The sequence below is a fragment of the Candidatus Streptomyces philanthi genome, assembly GCF_059553635.1.
Genome location: NZ_JCANQV010000430.1, coordinates 1 through 3,697, shown reverse-complemented (window position 1 = coordinate 3,697; position 3,697 = coordinate 1). Strand labels below are relative to the sequence as shown.

5 protein-coding genes are annotated in these 3,697 nt (G+C 69.0%); 3 read left to right on the top strand and 2 right to left on the bottom strand.

Going from position 1 to position 3,697, the window contains the following annotated elements:
- Positions 1-250: 250 nt before the first annotated feature.
- Together AC51EU_RS28435 and AC51EU_RS28430 are read left to right on the top strand one after the other, a co-directional pair.
- Positions 251-499 (top strand): hypothetical protein, encoded by a 249-nt coding sequence (locus AC51EU_RS28435; protein ID WP_496269956.1) that lies wholly within the window; start codon positions 251-253, stop codon positions 497-499.
- A gap of 259 nt (positions 500-758) precedes the next feature.
- Complete coding sequence (locus AC51EU_RS28430; RefSeq protein ID WP_496269955.1) at positions 759-1,193, top strand: hypothetical protein; 435 nt, start codon at positions 759-761, stop codon at positions 1,191-1,193.
- 109 nt (positions 1,194-1,302) lie between these two features.
- On the opposite strand, the gene AC51EU_RS28425 is transcribed toward AC51EU_RS28430, so the two are convergent.
- Positions 1,303-2,445, bottom strand: coding sequence for an FAD-dependent monooxygenase (locus AC51EU_RS28425; RefSeq protein WP_496269954.1), 1,143 nt, complete (start codon positions 2,443-2,445; stop codon positions 1,303-1,305).
- A complete protein-coding gene (locus AC51EU_RS28420) occupies positions 2,442-2,816 on the bottom strand; it encodes a YybH family protein (protein ID WP_496269953.1) in 375 nt (124 codons plus the stop codon). Before AC51EU_RS28420 ends, AC51EU_RS28425 begins: the two co-directional genes overlap by 4 nt.
- 99 nt (positions 2,817-2,915) lie before the next feature.
- Here AC51EU_RS28420 and AC51EU_RS28415 point away from each other — a divergent pair.
- A partial coding sequence (locus tag AC51EU_RS28415; RefSeq protein ID WP_496269952.1) for a LysR family transcriptional regulator occupies positions 2,916-3,697 on the top strand: 782 nt, incomplete at its 3' end.

The window sequence follows — 3,697 nt, the reverse complement described above, 5'->3', positions numbered from 1 at the left end:
GGCTTAGGGGGTCGGCCTCGCCTCCGGCCCTTGCGGGATTTCTTTCCGGGCTTCGTTATCCAAAAGCACTTCCGGTCCGTACAACCCCACTCAAACAGTGACCTAAATCACTCGCGCCACAGCCGGACATGACGGTCACGCCCCTTGTCTGCTGATTTACGGGGCTACCCATGATCCACTGACGGCCGATACGTTCCCGCTCACATTTTCTTCACGGAATTCTCATTTTCTTGTGGGCGGGGTGCGGGGGATGGGCCGTTCGGGCCTCAGACGTGTACGCGGGGTGCTCGCCGCCGGGATCGGCGGGCTGCTGGCAGCGGGACTGCTCCCGGTGGAGGCGACGCCGTCGGCGTGGGCCCGGCCCCGTACGGCCGTCCCGGCCGCGCCGCGCGCCGCGGCGGCGGACGGCGGCGCGCCCACGACGGACGCCGCCCTGGAACAGGCCCGGCGCACCGGCCGCAGCGTGGAGATCGCCTCCCGGACTCTCCGAGAGGATTAAGTCAATATTCCCGAACGGACAAAGGAATGCGGACATGGTGGTTCGCTGGCAAGAGGAGATAACGATGAGGTCGGCACTTCGTTGAGAACTCCCTCAAGGACACGCACATCAATGAAGCACACCAAAGGCCAAGGATTTGACCACAGAGAAAAAAATCAACGCACCCGGCAGAACCCCAACACTCGCATGCCTGCTCCTCGCACTGCTGTGCAGTTGCACGCCCGACTCCAGGTATCAGCCGCCCCCTGACGATCACTCGTTGAAGGAACGTGAACTCGTAGGCACATGGAAAGGGTGCAACGGAACGGTAAAACTGGAGGCTTCAGGGAGCGCGGCAGTCGAGGGGCTCGGGCGCCAGGAATTCCAGTACGATCCGGACGAGCCAGCCTCAGGGAAAGGGGAATGGCGATTCGTTGAGCCTGGCGAATACAAGGGAGGGATGTTCGCAGGGAAAGGGAAATTGCTCAGACTTTCCGTTTCGACGAACAATGAATCAAAGGGCGTTCAAGATGATGAGAAGCGCGACGCTCACGCCACCTCACCCTTCCCCTCGGACAACGACTCGCAGAGTCGCTCCTCCATGTGGATCATGAGCCCCTCAAGTGACGTCAAAGGAACCTATCTATATTTCCTCATCGGTGATCCTGACGTTCGAGAAATGTGCATCCTCCGCAAGGGGGAGGGCATCCGATGACGACTGATCACCATACTTGATTCCCACACAGCGGACGGACAGGCCCGTACGTACGCTGAACTGCCCACAACCACGCCAACGGCCGAGATCCCCTGCGGCACACGAGCCCTCAGGACCTTGTGGCCTCCCGATACGTATCGGTCACTCGGGCCAGCTCCCCGGCCGTACGCGCGTCCGCCGCGTTCATGGTCCGGTTGGCCAGCACGACGGCCGCCGATGCGGGCCGCCGCGCCGATTCGTACCGCGCGAGGGCAGCGGGAATCGAGGAGGAGGCCGCCAGTTCGCGCGCCAGTGCCGCGGTGTCGACGATGGTCTGGGAGGCGCCGTTGGCGCCGACGGGGTACATGGGGTGGGCGGCGTCTCCGAGGAGGGTGATGTGGCCGGTGCCCCAGGAGGGCAGGGGTTCGCGGTCGACCATCGGGTAGACGAGGAGGCGTTCGGCGCCGGTGAGGAGGGCGGGGACGTCGAGCCAGCCCAGGTTCCAGTGGCGGAAGTGGGGCAGGATGTCCGCGGCGTGGCCGGGGCGGTTCCAGTCGGCGGCCTCGGTGAGGGGGCGTGGTGCGGATTCCCTGAGCTGGCAGACCCAGTTGATGCGGTCGCGGCCGATCGGGTACGCGACCAGTTCCGTGTTCCCGTCGCGGACGATCGCCATGGAGCGGCCGGTGAGGAACGGTTCGGCGGTCGTGACGCCGCGCCACATGCGGATGCCGGACCACAGGAGGGGGCCCTCGTCCGGGTGGAGGCGGGCGCGGACGACGGAGTGCAGGCCGTCCGCGCCGATCAGGGCCGTGGCGCGGGTCTCCTCCGTCTCCCCCGTCGCGCGGTCGAGGAGGCGGACGCGGACGGAGTCGGGGCCGTCCTCGAAGTCCGTCAGGCGGGTGCCGGTGCGGACGGCTTCGGGGCCGAGGCGGTCGCGGACGGCGGCGAGGAGCAGGAGTTGCAGTTCGCCGCGGTGGATCGAGTACTGGGGCCACTGGTAGCCCTGGGACGTTCCGCGGGGTTCGGTGAAGATCCGGTGGCCCGACGGGTCGGCATAGACGTTCTCGGCGGTGGGGACGCCGACGGCGGCGAGGGCGTCGCCGAGGCCGAGTGCGGTGAGTTCCCGTACGGCGTGGGGCAGGAGGTTGATGCCGACGCCCAAGGGGCGGATGTGGCGGGCGCTCTCCACCACGAGCGCGTCGATGCCGGCGGCGTGCAGGGTCAGGGCGGTGGTCAGCCCGCCGATGCCGCCGCCGGCGATGAGGACGGTCACTGCCCGGTCCCGGTCCCGGCCTCGATCTCGGGGCGGTCGATGATGCGCAGCCAGGTGCCGTCCGGCTGGCGGCGGGCGACCTGGACGCGGCCGCCGGTGCCGTCGGAGGAGTGGGTGGAGGTGAGGGCGAGGTCGCCGTGGCGGACGGTGGGCAGGGGGTCCTCGGACGGGAACGGCAGCGGCACATGGGCGAGCATCCGGGTGAACACCTCCTGGATCGCCTCCCGGCCGACCGTCTGGCCGCCGGGCGGGTAGGCGAGGACGGCGTCGGGTGCGTAGAGGGCGGCCAGGCCCTCGGCGTCGCGGGCGTTGGCGCGTTCCACGAACAGGCGGGTCAGGTCCTCGGGGGTAGTGGCGCGGGTGCCGGTCATGAGGGGTTCCCTTCTGTGTTCTTCCTTCTCTCCTCACCCTGAGGCACCGCTTTCCAGAAGTCCAAGAGATGATCGATATGCGATCTAGAATCCAAGGTTATGGAACTGCATCAGCTTCAGTACCTTCTGGCCGTGGCCGAGGAGGGAAGTTTCACCCGGGCCGCGGAGCGGCTCCATGTCTCCCAGCCCGGGGTCAGCGCACAGATCCGGCGGCTGGAACGGGAACTCGGCCAGGAACTGCTGGACCGCTCCGGCCGGGCGGTGCGGCCGACCGAGGTGGGCGCGGCCGTGCTGCCGTACGCGCGGGCGGCGCTCGCCGCGGTGGACGGGGCGCGGCTCGCCGTCGACGAGATGACCGGGCTGCTGCGGGGGCATGTCGCCGTCGGGACGGTGACCTCGCACAACGTCGATCTGCCCGGGCTGCTGGCGGAGTTCCACGAGGCGCATCCGGCGGTGGAGATCACCCTGTCCGAGGCGAACTCCGACGCGTTGCTCGACGGGCTGCGCACCGGGCGGCTCGACGCGGCGATCATCAGTGTGGGTGAGGGCGGCCCGGACGGGGTCGAGGTGGAGGTGGTGGACGACCAGGCGATCGTGGCGGCGGTCGCGCCCGGTCATGACCTCGCCGCGCGGTCCGTCGTCCCGCTGGACGCCCTGCGCGGGCGCCCGTTGATCAGTCTGCCGCCGGGGACGGGGCTGCGCGCCCGGGTGGAGGAGGCGTGTACGGCGGCGGGGTTCCGGCCGAGCATCGCCTTCGAGGCCAGCAGTCCCGAGGTGCTGGCCGAGCTCGCCGCGCGGGGGCTGGGAACGGCGATCCTGCCCCGGGCGTTCGCCGAGGCGCGCGCCCCGCGACTGCGGACGGTCACGATCGATCCGCCGGC